Annotated in this window: 11 protein-coding genes and 2 pseudogenes; 10 read left to right on the top strand and 3 right to left on the bottom strand. The window is 67.1% G+C overall.

Annotated elements, in window-relative coordinates; translation table 11 throughout:
* Nucleotides 1-14 precede the first annotated feature (14 nt).
* Complete coding sequence (locus tag N4264_RS01965; RefSeq protein ID WP_261695402.1) at nt 15-713, bottom strand: SDR family oxidoreductase; 699 nt, start codon at nt 711-713, stop codon at nt 15-17.
* A 159-nt stretch (nt 714-872) separates the two neighbouring features.
* Between N4264_RS01965 and N4264_RS01970 the strand changes: the two genes are divergently transcribed.
* Together N4264_RS01970 and N4264_RS01975 are read left to right on the top strand one after the other, a co-directional pair.
* Nucleotides 873-3,611 (top strand): M16 family metallopeptidase, encoded by a 2,739-nt coding sequence (locus N4264_RS01970; RefSeq protein WP_261695403.1) that lies wholly within the window; start codon nt 873-875, stop codon nt 3,609-3,611.
* Between the two features lie 103 nt (nt 3,612-3,714).
* Nucleotides 3,715-4,020, top strand: a pseudogene (locus N4264_RS01975) (DUF4156 domain-containing protein); the annotation flags it as partial.
* Nucleotides 4,021-4,161: 141 nt separating this feature from the next.
* Here the strand turns inward: N4264_RS01975 and N4264_RS01980 are convergent.
* Nucleotides 4,162-6,222 (bottom strand): alpha/beta fold hydrolase family protein, encoded by a 2,061-nt coding sequence (locus N4264_RS01980; protein ID WP_261695405.1) that lies wholly within the window; start codon nt 6,220-6,222, stop codon nt 4,162-4,164.
* Nucleotides 6,223-6,382: 160 nt separating this feature from the next.
* Between N4264_RS01980 and N4264_RS01985 the strand changes: the two genes are divergently transcribed.
* From N4264_RS01985 to trmL, 8 genes and pseudogenes are all read left to right on the top strand, one after another.
* On the top strand, nt 6,383-8,350 hold the full coding sequence (locus N4264_RS01985) for a GGDEF domain-containing protein (RefSeq protein ID WP_261695406.1): 1,968 nt from the start codon (nt 6,383-6,385) through the stop codon (nt 8,348-8,350).
* 112 nt (nt 8,351-8,462) lie between these two features.
* Complete coding sequence (locus N4264_RS01990; RefSeq protein ID WP_261695407.1) at nt 8,463-9,479, top strand: 3-oxoacyl-ACP synthase III; 1,017 nt, start codon at nt 8,463-8,465, stop codon at nt 9,477-9,479.
* 57 nt (nt 9,480-9,536) lie between these two features.
* Nucleotides 9,537-10,439, top strand: a complete 903-nt coding sequence (locus N4264_RS01995) for an alpha/beta fold hydrolase (RefSeq protein WP_261695408.1) — start codon at nt 9,537-9,539, stop codon at nt 10,437-10,439.
* A gap of 52 nt (nt 10,440-10,491) precedes the next feature.
* Nucleotides 10,492-11,202 (top strand): M50 family metallopeptidase, encoded by a 711-nt coding sequence (locus N4264_RS02000; protein ID WP_261695409.1) that lies wholly within the window; start codon nt 10,492-10,494, stop codon nt 11,200-11,202.
* 94 nt (nt 11,203-11,296) lie between these two features.
* Nucleotides 11,297-12,993 (top strand): annotated as a pseudogene (locus N4264_RS02005) (fatty acid CoA ligase family protein).
* 17 nt (nt 12,994-13,010) lie between these two features.
* The gene (locus tag N4264_RS02010; RefSeq protein WP_261695410.1) at nt 13,011-13,940 is read left to right on the top strand and encodes an NAD(P)-dependent oxidoreductase; all 930 of its coding nucleotides are present in this window, start codon (nt 13,011-13,013) and stop codon (nt 13,938-13,940) included.
* 96 nt (nt 13,941-14,036) lie between these two features.
* Nucleotides 14,037-15,356: a PQQ-dependent sugar dehydrogenase gene (locus N4264_RS02015; protein WP_261695411.1), complete on the top strand. Its 1,320-nt coding sequence runs from the start codon at nt 14,037-14,039 to the stop codon at nt 15,354-15,356.
* Nucleotides 15,357-15,434: 78 nt separating this feature from the next.
* Nucleotides 15,435-15,899 carry a tRNA (uridine(34)/cytosine(34)/5-carboxymethylaminomethyluridine(34)-2'-O)-methyltransferase TrmL gene (trmL, locus tag N4264_RS02020; protein ID WP_261695412.1) on the top strand — a complete coding sequence of 155 codons (465 nt, stop codon included), beginning with the start codon at nt 15,435-15,437 and terminating at the stop codon, nt 15,897-15,899.
* Between the two features lie 8 nt (nt 15,900-15,907).
* Here the strand turns inward: trmL and N4264_RS02025 are convergent, their stop codons facing one another.
* A complete protein-coding gene (locus N4264_RS02025; protein WP_261695413.1) occupies nt 15,908-16,468 on the bottom strand; it encodes a winged helix-turn-helix domain-containing protein in 561 nt (186 codons plus the stop codon).
* Between the last annotated feature and the right edge of the window lie 77 nt (nt 16,469-16,545).

Consider the following 16,545-nt stretch of genomic DNA (forward strand, 5'->3'; position numbering starts at 1 on the left):
AATTGGTTCGATTGCTACCACGGTAACTCGGTGCCGTCGTAGCTGATAAAACGGCCGGCGTCGCCGGGTGTGAGGTCCAGCATGCGCGGCAGCAGCTGGGCGACCGACTCGGCGGCCGACAGCGGCGCCTTCGCGCCGCCCATGTCCGTATGCACCCATCCCGGGTGGAAAGCGCCGACGCTGATGCCACGCGGCGCCAGTTCCGCCGCCAGCAGGCGCGTGGCCATGTTGAGCGCGGCCTTGCTCATGGCATAGCTGGGCGTGCGGAACGCCGTCGTCTGCGCCAGCGAGGCGATCTGGCTGGAAATATTGGCAATGCGCGCATTTGCCGCCTTTTCCAGAAAAGGCATCAACGCCTGGACCAGGAGCAGCGGCGCGGCAGCATTGGTGACGAAGCTGTCGGTCAATGACTGTGCATCGACCTGGCCCAGCCGTTCGCCGGCCTTGAGCACACCGGCATTGTTGATCAAGAGATCCACATGGCCGCACACCAGGCCCAGCTCGTGGACGAAGGCCTGGATGGATTTCTCGCGTGCCACGTCCAGCGCCAGCGCATGCAGGTGGCCCGGATGCGCGCCGGCCAGGGCCGTCAGCGTGAGGGCGCCGGCGGGTTTGCGACAGGCGGCGACCACGCGCCAGCGACGCGCCAGCAGCTGGTGCACGAATTCCAGTCCGAGGCCCCGATTGGCCCCGGTGACGACGGCGATACCCATACCGGTTCCTCCGCGCTTCTATCGCGAGTGTAGCTGCTGCGTCGCCGGCAGCGCGCAGCCGGGGGAACCCCGGCGGCCGGTCGTGGTCGCTAGCGTTGCGTCCGGCCACACGGCTCGCTAGCCTCGCCCGGTTGCATTGCCCATCTCCTGGAGAGCCCCATGCGCAATACGCTTGCGTTCGCCATCGGTGCGGTGTTGTCGATCGCCACGGCGTTCGCCGCCCCCACCGACACCATCGACATCCCGTTCGAGAAATTCGAGCTGCCCAACGGTCTGACGGTCGTCGTGCACGAAGACCGCAAGGCGCCGGTGGTGGCCGTGTCCGTGTGGTACCACGTCGGTTCCAAGGACGAAAAGGCCGGCAAGACGGGTTTTGCGCACCTGTTCGAGCACCTGATGTTCCAGGCGTCGGAAAACCACAAGGACGAGTACTTCCGTCCGTTCGAACTGGTCGGCGCCACCGACATGAACGGTACGACCTGGCTGGACCGCACCAACTATTTCCAGACAGTGCCGACCACCGCGGTCGACATGGCGTTGTGGATGGAGTCGGACCGCATGGGACACCTGCTGGGCGCGGTCGACCAGAAGACGCTCGACGAGCAGCGTGGCGTGGTGCAGAACGAAAAGCGCCAGGGCGAGAACGAACCGTATGGCCGCGTGTGGGAACGCCTGCAGATGGCCAGCTTCCCCGAAGGCCATCCCTATCGCTGGGAAACCATCGGCTCGATGGAAGACCTGAACGCGGCAAGCCTGGATGACGTCAAGCAGTGGTTCCGCGACTACTACGGCGCGGCCAACACCACGATCGTGCTCGCCGGCGACATTGACGCGAAGACCGCGCGCGAAAAAATGCAGAAGTATTTCGGCGATATCCCGGCCGGCCCGCCAATCGCACGGCGCAAGGCCTGGGTGGCTGCGCGCACGGAATCGACCCGCGACCACATGCTCGACCAGGTGGCGCAGACCCGCATCTACCGGAGCTGGAATGTTCCCCAGCGCGGCACAGCCGAGCTGACGCACCTGCAGCTGGCTGCCGCGGTGCTCGGCGGCAGCAAGACCTCACGCCTGTACGAGCGGCTGGTCTTCAAGGATCGCATCGCCGATACGGTCGACGTCAGCGTCGAACCGTTCGAACTGGCCAGCCTCTTTGGCCTCCAGGTGGACGTGAAGTCCGGTGTGGAGCCCCAGCGGGTCGAACAGGTCATCGCGGAGGAATGGCAGCGTTTCCTCGACAAGGGCCCGACCCAGGAAGAACTCGATCGCGTGCGCACGGCCGCGCGGGCCGGTTTCGTGCGGGCGCTGGAGAAAGTCGGCGGGTCGGGCAAGGCGCAGGTATTGGCCGAATCGCAGGTGTACCTGGACGACCCGGCGGCCTTCAAGCGGGCCTTGGCGCGCATGGACGCCGCCACCATCCAGGATGTTCATGCCGCCGCACGCCAGTGGATCAGCAAGGGTGACTACACGCTCCAGGTCGATCCCTACCCGGCGCACCAGACAACGCCCTCGACGGTTGACCGCAGCAAGGGCGTCCCGCGGGTCACGGAATTTCCGGACCTGGCCTTCCCGGCGATCGAGCGCGGCAAGCTCAAGAACGGCATCGAGGTGGTGTTGGCGCGCCGTGCCACCGTGCCGATCGTGCAGCTGAGCATGCAGTTCCACGGTGGCTACGCCAGTGACAAGGGGCGCAAGCTGGGCACCTCCAGCTTCACCATGGGCATGCTCGACGAAGGCACCAAGACCCTGGGGGCGCTCGACATCGCGCGCCGCCAGGAAGAACTGGGTGCGGCTATCGGCGCCGGCGCCGGATTGGACAATGCAGCCGTTTCACTCAATGCGCTCAAATCCCAATTGAAACCATCGCTGGCGCTGTTTGCCGACGTGGTGCGCAATCCGGGCTTCAAGGAGGCGGACCTGGAGCGCCTGCGTGGCCAGTGGCTGGCCGGCATTGCGCAGGAGAAGACCGAGCCGCAGTCGCTCGCCCTGCGCGTGTTGCCGCCGCTGGTCTACGGCGAGGGCCATCCCTACGCGATTCCCCTGACCGGCTCGGGCACCGAAGCATCGGTCAAGGCGCTGACGCGGGCCGACCTGGAGTCCTGGCATCGCGAGTACCTGCGTCCGGAAAACGCACGCATCCTGGTGGCCGGCGATACCACGCTGGAGGAGATCACGCGCGAACTCGACGTGGTGTTCGGCGACTGGACCGTCCCGGGCACGCCGGCGAGCAAGAATGTGATCGATACGGTTTCGCTGCAGCCCAGGCCGCGCGTCTATCTGATGGACAAGCCGGGTGCGCAGCAGTCGATGATTCTCGCCGGCGAGGCGGCGCCGTCGTCGCGGGCGCCGAACTATCTGGAAATCGGCACGATGAATTCCGCCTTCGGCGGCAGCTTCACCTCCCGTCTGAACATGAACCTGCGCGAGGACAAGCACTGGGCCTATGGCGCCGGCAGCTTCCTGGGCACGGCCGAAGGACAGCGCCTGTTCATCCTGTACGCCCCGGTGCAGACCGACAAGACCGCCGAGTCCGTCGCCGAAATGCAACGCGAAGTGCGCGAGGTCGTGGGCAAGCGGCCGCTGACGAAGGAAGAGATCGAGAAGATCAAGGTCAGCGATACGCGCGAACTGCCCGGGCGCTTTGAAACGATTGGCGCGGTACTGGGCGCCGTCACGGATATCGTGCGGTTCAATCGGCCGGACGACTACGTGCAGACGCTGAAAGCCCGCGTGGAAGCCCAGGATGAGGCCGCCATCCACGCGGCCACGCGCGAGGTGATCAAGCCCGACGCCCTGACCTGGGTGATCGTCGGCGACCTCAGCAAGATCGAGGCACCAGTGCGTGCGCTCAATATCGGCGAGGTGAAGGTGATTGACGCCGAAGGTAAGGTCCAGCGATAGGCATGACATACAGGTAGGGCCGGTTACCCTGGCCCTGCTGGCGGCGGGCGGCCCATGTCGCCCGCCGCGGCAGCGGCTTACGGCCCCGAAGTGGAGAACGATGATGAAACGGATGATATGTGTCGGCCTGGCGGCAATGCTCGCGTCCGGCTGTACCTGGGTGAAGCTGGACGAAGCCGGCTCGCAGGTGCGCGTGGCCTATGACGGTCGCGTCGACGGCTGCAAATCGGTGGGCGAGATCAGCGTGTCGGTGAAAGACAAGGTCGGCTTTTACGAGCGCAACAACCTCAAGGTGAAGGACGAGCTGGAAACCCTGGCGCGTAACGAGGCGTTCGGCATGAAAGCGGACACCATCGCGGCAATGGGGGAACCGCGCGACGGCGAGCAGCGTTTCCGCGCCTTTGCGTGTGGCCGCACCCAGGCCTTCCGCGACACGCCGGCGACGCCGTCCCGGCGCGATGACAACGCGGTGGAGACCTTCCCGGTCAAGGACCACTGACCCGGGCAACCCCGAAACCAGAGCGCCCGCCATCCGGCGGGCGCCTCGTTTTCACGGTGACGGGCAGGCGCCCGTCCCGGCCGGACGCGTCAGGCGCGTCAGCGGCAATGTCTGCGGCGCCTGCCCGCTCACGCGCAGGACGGCGTTGCCCGCGTCACACCCCAGCCGCAGCGACAGCGACACGCGATCCGTCAGATGGGTGATGGCGGCTGCAGAGAACGCGTCGCCAAAGTGCGTTCCCACCGGAACCACCATCGGGACTTCCACGCCCTGCGCGAGGGATCCTTCCGCGACCCCGACCGCCCATCCGCTGAAAGGACTGGAGCCCTGCGCGCCGTAATACATGACCAGTGCGTGCGTGGCGTCGAGCTGTTCGACGTGGAAACCCGAACCATTGTGCGCCGGGTCGTACCAGGACCCGCTGGCCTGCGCCGGCGCGCCACTGACCGGTGCGTCGCAGGACAGGCCCTGCAGTCCGGTCAGGCGCGTCAGTGGGACACTCCGGGCCCCCCAGCCGGCCGGGCCTTCCCAGCGCATCGAGCCCGTGCGGCAGTCGGTGAAGCTGATCCACAGGCGACCCCAATGCTGCAGCGGCGCCTGCGCGGCGCCCGGCACGTCGGGGCGGTGATTCATGAAATCGATGGCGACGCCACCCGGCACGATGGTGCCCGCGCCGATCATCCAGGCCTGCGCCATCGGGCTGCCAGTCGGCGGATACGTAAAGAAGTAGGCCAGTGCCCGGTGTTCGTCGAGGATCTCCAGTGCGATGCCCTCGCCGTTGCGCGACGGATCAAACCAGTTGCCGCTGAAGCGGCCGTCGATGACCGGCGTGACCGGCGGGCGCGGCGTGACGACGCTGTCCATCGCCGGCGGCACGATGCTGTCGTCATAACGGCATTCGCCCGTCATCGGCACCGTCAGGCAGCCACTCTGGAGGCTCGCCACGGTCGGTTTCGCCCCGCCATCCTTCCAGCGTCGCAGGGCTTCCCAGGCCGCGGCGCCTTCGCGATCGCTGAATCCGCAATGGCTCGGCGTCGTTTCCCGCACGATCGCGCTGACCAGCTGATCGGCTCCGACGCGCCGCCGCAGCTCGTGCTGGTGCGCCGGTACGACCAGCTGGTCGTCGCTGGTGTGCAGCGAGAGGATCCTGGCGGTACCCACATCGCCGCGGAAATCCGAGCGCCAGCGGAACTCCACCGCCGCCAGCGGATCGGCATCCACGCGGCGGATGCGCAGGTTCATATCCGCATCGCCGTAGTGCGCGCCGGTATTGCCGAAGGGATTGCGCCCGCCCATCTTGTCCGGAGCGCGCAGGACATCGCTCAGTACAAAGGTGGAATAGGCGATATTGGTCATCAGGAACTTTTCATCCGTGATGCCGGTGAACTGCTGCAGGCGCGACAGCCGCTGGCGCATGCCGTTGGTGCGGATCGACTCGGGCAGGGTGATGCCGGTGCAGACCGTCACGTTGTACAGCGCACGCCGGACGTCCGGATCAAATTCCAGGTAGTCCAGGTTCTGCGGGATGTCGTTGAGGTTGTACGCCCAGGGATAGGGCGGAGCACCTTCCTTGAGCTCGCCGGCGTTCACGCCGTCACAGACCACGTCATAGGCCAGGCGAAGATCCAGGCCCGAATCCCAGGCGCGCGAGGCAGCCACCACGGGACACAGGGCGAGCGCGCCTTTCACCAGGGGCTTGAAATCCGGTTCCTCGGCCAGTTTCAACGCCACCAATCCCCCCATCGATCCGCCGAAGGGAACCAGTTCGCCCGGGTCGCCGACCTGGGTGCGGAAGATCTGCAGCAGTTCGCGGTTGTCATCGATGGCGCGGAACAGGGCCCAGCCACGCTGGCTGAAGCCGGAGGCGGCAATCGCATAGCCCTGGGCCAGGGCGATGTCCTCCAGGGGACCCAGCGAAGGGTCATCGTCGATCGCGAAGTTCAATCCATGCTGGTACAGCACCAGCGGTCCGCCCGCGCGCCAGTCGTCCGGAACGGCGATCCGCCAGGCGGCTCCCGACGGTGAGGTGCCCGAATACTCGCGCACCGCGTGGGCCGGTGAACCCAGCGCGATCCCCAGCGCCAGGATGAAGAAGATGATGCACTGTCTCATTGCCTGTCCTTTGCCGTCCTGCCACCGTCCGCCCCGTCGCGTCAGCGTATAACCTGTTTACTGAACCGCCTCTGCCCGCTGTCCAGCGCTCGCATAGAATCAAGCCAGCAACGGGGGGAAGACGGTGGCGATCCCGCGGGGGGCGAGGACCAGTCGGCCAATGCGCCGCATCGCGGCAGCCTGCCTCTTTGTCTTCTCGCTGGCCCTGGGCAACGCCGTTTGTGCACGTCCGGCCATCCTTGCCGCCTTTCCCGCTCACTGGTCCGCGCCACTGGCCGACAGCGTGGGCTACCTGCTGCACGCGGCCGGCGAGACGGACTCGGCCGCAGACTGGTGGGCCTACTGCGTCGAAATCGCGGCTCCCGCCGGTGCCGTCGAGCGCGAACTGGGTTGCCTGGGCCGCGCCGCGGCCGCGGCGGCGGCGGCCGGCCAGGTCGCGCAGGCGGGAGCGCTGCAGCAGCGGCGATTGGCAATGGCGCGAACGCGGGCGCCTGCCCATGCCGCCGATGCCCTGATCCAGCTGGCGATGCTGGCGCGCCGCGCCGGCGACCTGCCGCAGGCCGAAAGCCACTACCGGTCGGCGATTGAACTGGCGCGTGCCGCGGGCCGGGTGCTCGACCAGGCGCGGGCCTTGTCCGGCCTGTCCCACGTCCGCAAGAACCAGGGCGACTACTACGAGGCGCTGGAAGCGGAAACGGCCGCACTGGCCCTGCTGCGCGGTCGTGACCGGCCGCAGCAGCTCTATACCTCCTATCTGCACCTGGCGGCCCTGTACGAACAACTGGAGGACATGGACCGCGCGCGCGATTTCCAGGCCCGCGCGCTGGCTGCCGCCGGTGTCTCGCCCGATCCGCTCGACCGCGCCACCGCGGGCGTTTCCATGGCCGGTCTGCTCAATGACAGCGGCAGTCTTTATGCGGCGACTGCCGAGGCCCTGGCCGCCGACGCCGAACGGACCTTCGCCCGCCTGGGGCACCGCCCCGGGATGCTCGATGCCCGCTTCCACCAGGCCCGCGCGCGGCTCCTCCAGGGGCGCCTGGACGCCGCGGAGGCGATCCTGGTGCCGCTGCTGGCGGATGCCGAGGCGCTGGGCCAGCGCGCCAGCCGGGCCCATATCCTTTTCCGGTTGGCCGAACTCAAGCACGAGCGCGGCCGTCTTCCCGAGGCCATTGCCGACGCCCGCGCCGCGCTGGCGATCTACCAGCAGATCGATAACCCGCATCGCCAGGCCAAGACTCACGCCCTGCTGCAGCGCCTCCACACCGCGGCGGCCGATCCGGCCGCCGCGCAGCGGCACGAGCTGGCGCGCCTGCGTCTGCGGGAAAACCTGTTCGACGCCTCGACCATGCGCCGTGTCGGCGCCTTGTTCGAACAGCTGCGCGCCCAGCGGGAAGCCGGCCAGCGCCAGCTGCAGGACCGGGACAACCGCCTGGCGGCCGTGGGCTACGAACGCGATGTATACCTGCGCAGCTTCTACGCACTGGTGGCCATATGCCTGGGGTTGGCCCTGGTGCTGGTGACGCTGCGTTATCGCGCCAGCCTGGCCCGCAACCGTGACCTGAGCGAACGCGAGCGGGCCGGCCGTGGCGAGCGCGCCCGGTTGGAAGAGATCAACGCCCGCCTCTACACCAGCGCGACGACCGACCCCCTCACGGGCCTGGCCAATCGCGCGCACGGCCTGGAGCGGCTGCAGCAGTCCCTCGCACACGCGGCGCAGGGCGAGGTGATCGCCATTGGCCTGGTCGACGTCGATCACTTCAAGCGCATCAACGACACCCACGGACATCTGGCCGGTGACGCGGTCCTGCGCCTGGTCGCCCGGACGCTCGCGCTGCATCTGTCGGACGCGGTCGTGGTGGCCCGGCTGGGCGGCGAGGAGTTCCTGATCGTGCTCGATGGCGAGGTCGCGGACGCCCCTGCCGCGCGACTGGACGAGGTGCGGCGCGCCATCGCGGCGGCGACCCAGAAATCGACCTACCTGGTCACCGCCAGCATCGGCTGGTGTGTACAACGTGGCCCGCGCGGCGACATCGACCTGCTGCTGGCCGCGGCGGACGCGGCGCTCTACCGGGCCAAGGCGATGGGCCGCAACCGCGTGGAGGGCAGCGCCGAGGCGGTGGAATTCTGAGCCGGCGGGCCGCGGATCGCGCCGAACCGTCCCGCCCGGCAGGCCCGGATTAGTTTGTGCCAGCGGGCCGAAGCGGCTAGCCTTGCCGCCTTTCCCGACGATTCCGCCAGCCATGCTCTTCAAGCACGTCGCCATCGCCAGCGTCGCTCATATTGACGCGCCCGTACGTCTTACGTCGTCAGAACTGGTCGAACGGCTGAAACCGACGATGCAGCGGCTGGGTATCCGGGACAACGTGCTCGAAGAAGTCGCCGGCATCCACGCGCGGCGCATCTGGGAAAAGGATACGCAGCCCTCCGAGGCCGCTACCGCGGCGGCGCAGAAAGCGCTGGCCGAGTCGGGTGTACCGCACGAGAAGATCGGCCTGCTGATTAACACCTCGGTCTGCCGCGACTACCTGGAGCCGTCGACCGCCAGCATCATCCACGGCAACCTGGGCCTGGCGGATACCTGCCAGAACTTCGACGTCGGCAATGCCTGCCTGGCGTTCCTCAACGGCATGGACATCGCCGCACGGATGATCGAACGCGGTGATATCGAGTACGCGCTGATCGTCGACGGCGAGACGTCCAATCTCATCACCGAGAAAACCATCGAGCGCATGCTCGACCCGAACATCGGCGAGCGCGAATTCCGCAGCGAGTTCGCCTCGCTCACGCTGGGTTCCGGCGCCGCGGCGATGGTGCTGGGCCGACGCGAGCTGCTGCCCAACGGACACCAGTTTCTGGGTTCTGTCACGCGCGCGGCGACCGAGTTCTCGCACCTGTGCCGCGGCAACTTTGATCGCATGATCACCGACACGCGCACGCTTCTGACCGAGGGCCTCAAGCTCGCCGCGAAAACCTTCCAGGCCGCCCGGGCTGCCCTGGGCTGGGCCATCGACGAACTCGACGAATTCGTCATCCACCAGATCAGCCGTGTCCACACGGAAGAATTCTGCAAACTCCTGGGCATCGATCCGACCAAGGTCCTCGCCATTTTCCAGGAACACGGCAACATCGGCCCGGCATCGGTGCCGATCGTCCTTTCCAAGCTCAAGGAAATGGGCCGCCTGGAAAAGGGCAAGCGGGTCGCTCTCCTGGGCATCGGCTCCGGCCTGAACTGTTCGATGGCCGAAGTCGTCTGGTAAGACGCGCCGCGCCCTTCACGGCGCGGCTTCCGCTGTTGTCCCCACTGCATGACGCGCATGGCACCCCTACCCGACTATCCGTTCAACGGCCGGCGTTTCACCCACGCCAGCGGCCTGGTCCAACACTATCTGGACGAAGGTCCGCGCACGGCACCGCCGGTCCTGATGCTGCACGGCAATCCATCCTGGTCGTACTACTGGCGCCGCCTGGTGCTGGCACTGCGCGGCGATTTCCGCTGCATCGTGCCCGACCACATCGGCATGGGCCTGTCGGACAAACCCGACGACGGCCGCTACCAGTTCACGCTGCAATCGCGCGTGGACGATCTGGATGCGCTGATCGAACACCTCATCGCCAACGAAGGTGCGCCGGCCAGCGGCTGGACCCTGGTGCTGCACGACTGGGGCGGCATGATCGGCATGGCCTGGGCCTGCCGCCGGCCCGACCGCGTGGCGCGCCTGATCGTGACCAACACCGCCGCGTTTCCCAACCCCAGGGACCAGAAACTGCCGGTCGCCCTGCGGCTGGGGCGCGATTCAAAACTCGGCGAATGGCTCATCCTCGGCCACAACGCGTTTGCCCGCGGTGCCGCCCGCTGGGGCGTGACGCGCAAGCTCGACGCGCCGGTGCGCGATGCGCTGGTGTCTCCCTACGACACCCCCGCCAACCGCCTGTCGACCTTGCGCTTCGTGCAGGACATCCCGCTCTCGCCGGCCGACCGCGCCTGGCCGCTGGTCGAATCGACCGGCAAGGCCCTGGCGCAGTTCGACGACCGGCCGATGCTGCTGGGCTGGGGCATGCGTGACTTCGTCTTCGACCCGCTCTTCCTGGCCGAATGGCAGCGCCGTTTCCCCAAGGCCGAAGTGCAGGCCTACGCCGATGCCGGGCACTATGTGCTGGAAGATGCGCACGAACGACTGGTGCCCGCCGTGCAGGGATTTCTCGCCCGCACGGCCTAGGACCGGTCGTTCTCCTGCGGCGGTTGCCGCGACAACGACAATCAGGTGAGCCATGAGCGGCTTTTCCGATGGCTGGCGATGGAGCGAACTGGCGGGACTGGCCGCACTGACCCTGGTGCTGCTGGTCGCCTGGCAGATTCCCTATTTCGGTCTGGTGGTCTACCCGTTCCGCCTGTTCGGCACCTTCGTGCACGAACTGTCGCACGGCATGGCGGCGCTGGTGACCGGCGGGCACTTCGAACGCTTCACTGTCAGTCCGGATCTCTCCGGACTGGCCTGGTCCGCCGGTGGTATCCGATTCATCATTTCCAGTGCCGGCTATGTCGGCAGCGCCGTATTCGGCGGCATTCTGATCCTGCTGGCCGCGCGCGGCGTGACGGCGCGCGTGCTGCTGACGGCACTGGGACTGCTGCTCGGCGTGCTCTGCCTGCTCTTCGTGCGCAATCTGTTCGGCATCACCACGGGGCTGGCGCTGTCAGCGGCGATGGTGCTGGGCGGGCTCCGCCTGCGTCCGCCCTGGAGTGACATGCTGCTGCTGGTGCTGGCGCTGCAACTGGTCCTGGATGGATTCAACAGCCTGTTCACCCTGCTGCGTCTGTCGGCCCACAGCACGGTGCAGACCGACGCGCTGTCGATGGCGCAGGCCACCGGCATTCCTGCGGTCGTGTGGACGGTCGTCTGGACAGCGCTGTCGGTCGCCATGCTGGTGGTGACGCTACGCCTGGCGTATCGCCGGCGCACGGACGTGGCGCGCAACCCCTAGTGGCGTCACTGGTGAATCGGAAACCGCCGACGTGCGCCGGCTGCTTCCGCTTCTTCAGTTACAGTCCGCGGGTTGATCCGCGCACGAGGAATCCATGGAAGACACCGTCAATATCGCCGCCACCCTCACCCGGATGGCGCGTGAGCAACCGTCCGCGATCGCGCTGCGCGTGCCGGTCGGGCGTGCATCGGCCGGCGTCCTGCCGCCCTATGCGGAAATCACCTACGCCGCGCTCGACAGCGAAAGCGACCACACCGCGGCGGCGTTGCAGCGCGCCGGTATCGCGCGCGGCATGAAGACGGCGCTGATGGTGCGTCCCGGGCCGGACCTGTTCGTCCTGATGTATGCCCTGTTCAAGATCGGCGCCGTCCCCGTGCTGATCGATCCAGGCATCGACCGTCGCGCGCTCAGGCAATGCCTCGCGGAGGCGGCGCCGGAAGCGTTCATCGGTATCCCCCTGGCACAGTTGGCACGCTGGATCCTGGGCTGGGCGCGGCGCTCGGTGCGCATCGTGGTGACCGTCGGCGGACGCTGGGGCTGGGGTGGGCAGACTCTGGCGGCACTGCGTGCCGGAACGCCGCGCGATACATTCACCGCAGCGCCCACGCGCGCGGACGAGCTGGCGGCGATCCTCTTCACCTCCGGTTCCACCGGCGTGCCCAAGGGCGTGGAATACCAGCACCGCCATTTCCTGGCGCAGGTCGACCTGCTGCGCGAGGCGTTTGCCGTTGCGCCCGGCATGGTAAACATGCCCACCTTTCCACCTTTGCCTTGTTTGATCCGGCGCTGGGCTCCACGTCGGTCATTCCGGACATGGATCCGACACGGCCGGCCAGCGCCGACCCGCGCAAGCTGATCGCCGCGATCGAACGCTACGGCGTCACCATGCTGTTCGGCTCGCCGGCGCTGCTCGATACGCTGTCGCGCCATTGCGAGCGCCACGGCGTGATGCTGCCGGGGCTGCGCATCGTGATTTCCGCCGGTGCGCCGGTTGCGCCGCCGATCCTGGCGCGGATGCGCGCCTGCACCAGCGACGCCGTGCGCATCTATACGCCCTATGGCGCGACCGAATGCCTGCCGCTGGCGGTCATCGAAAGCCGTGAACTGCTGGAAGAAACCCGCACGGCGACTGACAACGGCGCCGGCACCTGCGTCGGTCGGCCGATCGCCGCCAATACCGTGCGTGTCATCGCCATTGACGAGGCGCCGATCGCCCAATGGTCCGGCGTGCGCGCCGTGAATACGGGCGAAGTGGGCGAGATCTGCGTGGCTGGCCCGACGACCACCGAGCGCTATCACGCCCGCGAAAATGCCACGCGCCTGGCCAAGATCCGCGAAACCCTGTCGGACGACAGCGGCGTCCGCGAGCGCATCGTGCATCGCATGGGCGACGTCGGGTATTTCGACGAGGCCGGTCGCCTGTGGTTCTGCGGCCGCAAATCGCAGCGAGTGACCACCGCTTCGGGCGACCTGTACACCGAGCAGGTGGAGCCGATTTTCAACACCATCGCCGGAGTGCGCCGCAGCGCGCTGGTGGGTGTAGGCGAACCGGGACGGCAGGAACCGGTGCTGTGCCTGGAGCTGGAGGCCGGTCATCGCGATGCGGCGGAACGCATCGAGGCAGAGGCGCACAACGTCGCCGCACGCCACGGGCACACGCGGGCGATCCGGCAGGTGCTGATCCACCCCCAATTCCCGGTCGATATCCGTCACAATGCCAAGATTGGCCGCGAAAAGCTCGCCGTCTGGGCGGCCGGACGCCTGCGGCGTCCCCACGCAGCAGCCCCCTGAGCGAGCCCCGCGCCGGCGTGAGTCGGCGCCGGCGCTGCCGCCTCGTTTCGCATCTCGGGCGCATCACCATGAATTCGAAGGATCAACTGCACACGGGTTTCATCGGCTTGGGCGCGATGGGCTGGCCGATGGCCGCGCATCTCAAGCAGGCGGGCCTGCTCGTTGCCGTCGCCAACCGCAGCCCTGAAAAAGCCCGTCGCTTCGCGGACGAACACGGCGTCACCGCGCACACCTCCTACCAGGAACTGGCCCGACAGTGCCGCGTCGTCGTGCTGTGCGTGTCGGCGGATTCGGACGTCATCGCCGTCACCCGCGACATCGCCTCGGCCTGCGCGCCCGGCACGGTGGTGATCGACCATTCCACGGTCTCGTCGCAGACGGCGCGTGAAGCGGCCGCCATCCTCCGCGCCGCCGGTGCCGATTTCATCGACGCGCCGGTTTCCGGTGGGGTCGAGGGCGCCCGCAACGGCAAGCTTTCCATCATGGCCGGCGGTGAAGCGGCGACGCTGCAGCGGGTCATGCCGGTGCTGGAAGCCTACGGCTTGCGCATCACCCACATGGGCGAGGTCGGTGCCGGGCAGAACACCAAGGCGGTCAACCAGGTTCTCGTCGCCGGCATTGCGCAGGCGGTGACCGAAGGCCTGGCCCTGGGCGAAGCGCTGGGCCTGGACCCGGCCTCCCTCCTGCCCACCCTGGCGGCGGGCGCCGCCGGCAACTGGTTCCTCGACAAGCGCGGCGCGACGATGCTCCGCAACGAGTTCAGCGTCGGCTTCAAGCTGGGTCTTCTGCACAAGGATCTGCAGATCGTCCGGGGCCTGGCCGAGGCCGCCGGAACCGACCGCGGCATCATCGAGAAATCGCTGGCCGACTACGCCCGCCTGATGGAGCAGGGCCACGCCGACGACGACATTTCCGCGCTGATCCGACTCAAACGCCCGCGCGTCTGATCGCGTGTGCGCCACGTCACGCCGACACCGTTTCCTGCTGGCGTCTTCACGGGACGCGGCGTAAAAGGGGGTCTTTCCAGGAAGGGAGTACATCGCATGCGTACGCATGTTCTCGTTGCCGCCACGCTTGCAGCCCTGGCCTTCGGTGCATCGGCGGCGCCGCCGGCGGATCTGGCCCTGGTCCGCATTCCCGACAGTACCACCACGTTTTCCGAGCCGGTCGCCGTCCGGGCCCCCAAGGACGGCAGCAACCGTCTGTTCGTGGTCCAGAAAGGCGGTGTGATCCGGGTCATCAAGAACAACGTGCTGCTGGCGACGCCGTTCCTGACCAAATCGGTGACGACCACCAGCGAAAGCGGACTGCTCGGCCTGGCCTTCCATCCCAATTTTGGCAAGGCCGGTCTGCCGCACAACAACGAGTTCTACATCTTCTACACGCGGCCCAGCGGTGATCCGCGGCTGGGCTCGCAGCCGGACCAGGTTGTTGCCCGCCACACGGTTTCCCCTTCAAACCCGGATGTGGCCAATCCCACCGGCACCATCGTGCTACGCATTCCGGACCTGGCCGGTAACCACAACGGCGGGGATATCCACTTCGGTGCCGACGGCTATCTGTACATTTCGTCCGGCGACGGTGGACCGCAAAGCAATCCCCACGGATTTGCCGAATGCCTGTGGTTGAAGCCGGCGGACAACAACAAGAACAGCTGTGGCACGAATCCCAGCGGCACCCAGTACTACCTGCTCGGAAAGATGCTGCGCATCGACGTCGACAACCGTGGCGGCGCGGTGACGTCGGACATGTGCGGATCCAACGGCATCTCGCCGGCGGAGTATTCGATCCCTGGCGCAAATCCGCATACGGGCACCTCCAATACCTGCGATGAAATCTGGAGTCGCGGGTTCCGCAATCCGTGGCGTTTCAGCTTCGATCGCGCCGACAACCGCATGATCATCGGCGATGTCGGCCAGAACACCTACGAAGAAGTCACGGTTGAGCCTGGCAACAGCACGGGTGGATCGGACCACGGCTGGAGCCGGTGCGAAGGCCGCCACTATGACGACGCCTCAGGGACCGGCACCACCTGCCCGGCCACGACCTCGACCGTCGCGCCGGTGATCGAATACAGCCACAGCTTCGGTTGCGCCGTCGTTGGCGGCTTCGTGTATCGCGGTCCGCTGCCGTCGATGCGCGGCACCTATTTCTACAGCGATTCGTGCACCGGCACCCTGTGGTGGGCGGATACCACGGGCGCGACCTGGGACAGTGGTGGTCTGAACAACACCGGACTTGGCAGCGGCGGTGTCTACGGCTTCGGTGAAGACGAAAACGGTGAGATTTACGTCGCCGAGGGTGGTGGCGAAATTCACCGTCTCGCACCGAATACGATTTTCACCGACGGTTTCGAAGACTGACCTTCACGACGCCGGACCGGTGGCACGCCGCCGGTCCGGATGCTTTGCGCCTCCGGTGACCCGGGCGATAATCGCCGGATGCTCCATGTCGTCCTCCACCAGCCCGAGATTCCGCCCAATACGGGCAATGTGATCCGCCTGTGCGCCAACACGGGCGCACGCCTGCACCTGATCCGGCCGCTTGGCTTTGAGATCGACGACGCCCGCCTGCGGCGCGCAGGCCTGGACTATCACGAATTCGCCGCACTGGCGGTGCATGACAGCTTCGAGGACTTCCTCGCGCGCGCAAAGCCTGCGCGTGTGTTCGCATTGTCCACACGTGGAACGCGAAGGCCGACCGACGTTGCGTTTGATCGCGACGATGCGATCGTCTTCGGTTCGGAGACGCGTGGGCTGCCGCAGGCGATGCTCGACGCCCTGCCGTGCGAGCAGTGCCTTCGACTGCCGATGCGGCCGAACAACCGCTCGCTCAACCTGTCGAACGCCGTGGCCGTGGTCGTGTTCGAAGCGTGGCGGCAGTTCGGCTTCGACGGTGCGGCGTAGGCCGCGCGTCAGCGGTCCTTGCCGCGTACCCGCACATCCATCGGTGCCAGCACCCACGCCAGGGCAATCAACTGGTCGCGCTCCGGCGCGCGCTTCTTGTGCAACAGGGCGCCCAACCGGTGCAGCAGCTGGTTGATCTCCACCAGTTCGCGCTCGCCGACCCATCCCTTCGTGCGCGATGCCCATAGTGCTCTGGCCGGGCCTTCCACGACCACGTCCGGGTTTTCGATGGCGCGTTCGAAATCGCGCGACGCATTGCGCAGCAGGCTCGCCACCACCTGATTGACCGCCTCGCGATTCTTGCGCTGGCGCGGCACATAGCGCAGTTGCAGGCGCGCGCCGGGACCGGCTGTGCTGCGAAAGCGTTTCACACCGTCTTCGCCGGTGGCATCCACCAGCAGGCCCGCCTTCACCAGCACGCGCAGATGGTAGTAGAGGCCGTCGGCGGGCTTGCCGAGGTTCTCGGCCAGCTGTGCGACGGTGGCTTCGCCGCCCAGGGCTTCGAGCGTATCGATCAGTTCCTGCCGGGCCGAGGTCGCCAGGGCGCGAATCTCGCGCGGGCTTTCCACGGGCCGATGTTTCCGCGGCTGTGCCATTGGTTGACTTGCCTGCTTTGAAATTTCCAGCAATTATTCAATAGAACCAT

Source organism: Tahibacter amnicola (assembly GCF_025398735.1).
GTDB lineage: Bacteria > Pseudomonadota > Gammaproteobacteria > Xanthomonadales > Rhodanobacteraceae > Tahibacter > Tahibacter amnicola.

Coding starts and splice junctions, on each gene's coding strand:
- N4264_RS01965 (WP_261695402.1), bottom strand. CDS start 713: ATGGGTATCGCCGTCGTCACCGGGGCCAATCGGGGCCTCGGACTGGAA.
- N4264_RS01970 (WP_261695403.1), top strand. CDS start 873: ATGCGCAATACGCTTGCGTTCGCCATCGGTGCGGTGTTGTCGATCGCC.
- N4264_RS01980 (WP_261695405.1), bottom strand. CDS start 6,222: ATGAGACAGTGCATCATCTTCTTCATCCTGGCGCTGGGGATCGCGCTG.
- N4264_RS01985 (WP_261695406.1), top strand. CDS start 6,383: ATGCGCCGCATCGCGGCAGCCTGCCTCTTTGTCTTCTCGCTGGCCCTG.
- N4264_RS01990 (WP_261695407.1), top strand. CDS start 8,463: ATGCTCTTCAAGCACGTCGCCATCGCCAGCGTCGCTCATATTGACGCG.
- N4264_RS01995 (WP_261695408.1), top strand. CDS start 9,537: ATGGCACCCCTACCCGACTATCCGTTCAACGGCCGGCGTTTCACCCAC.
- N4264_RS02000 (WP_261695409.1), top strand. CDS start 10,492: ATGAGCGGCTTTTCCGATGGCTGGCGATGGAGCGAACTGGCGGGACTG.
- N4264_RS02015 (WP_261695411.1), top strand. CDS start 14,037: ATGCGTACGCATGTTCTCGTTGCCGCCACGCTTGCAGCCCTGGCCTTC.
- trmL (WP_261695412.1), top strand. CDS start 15,435: ATGCTCCATGTCGTCCTCCACCAGCCCGAGATTCCGCCCAATACGGGC.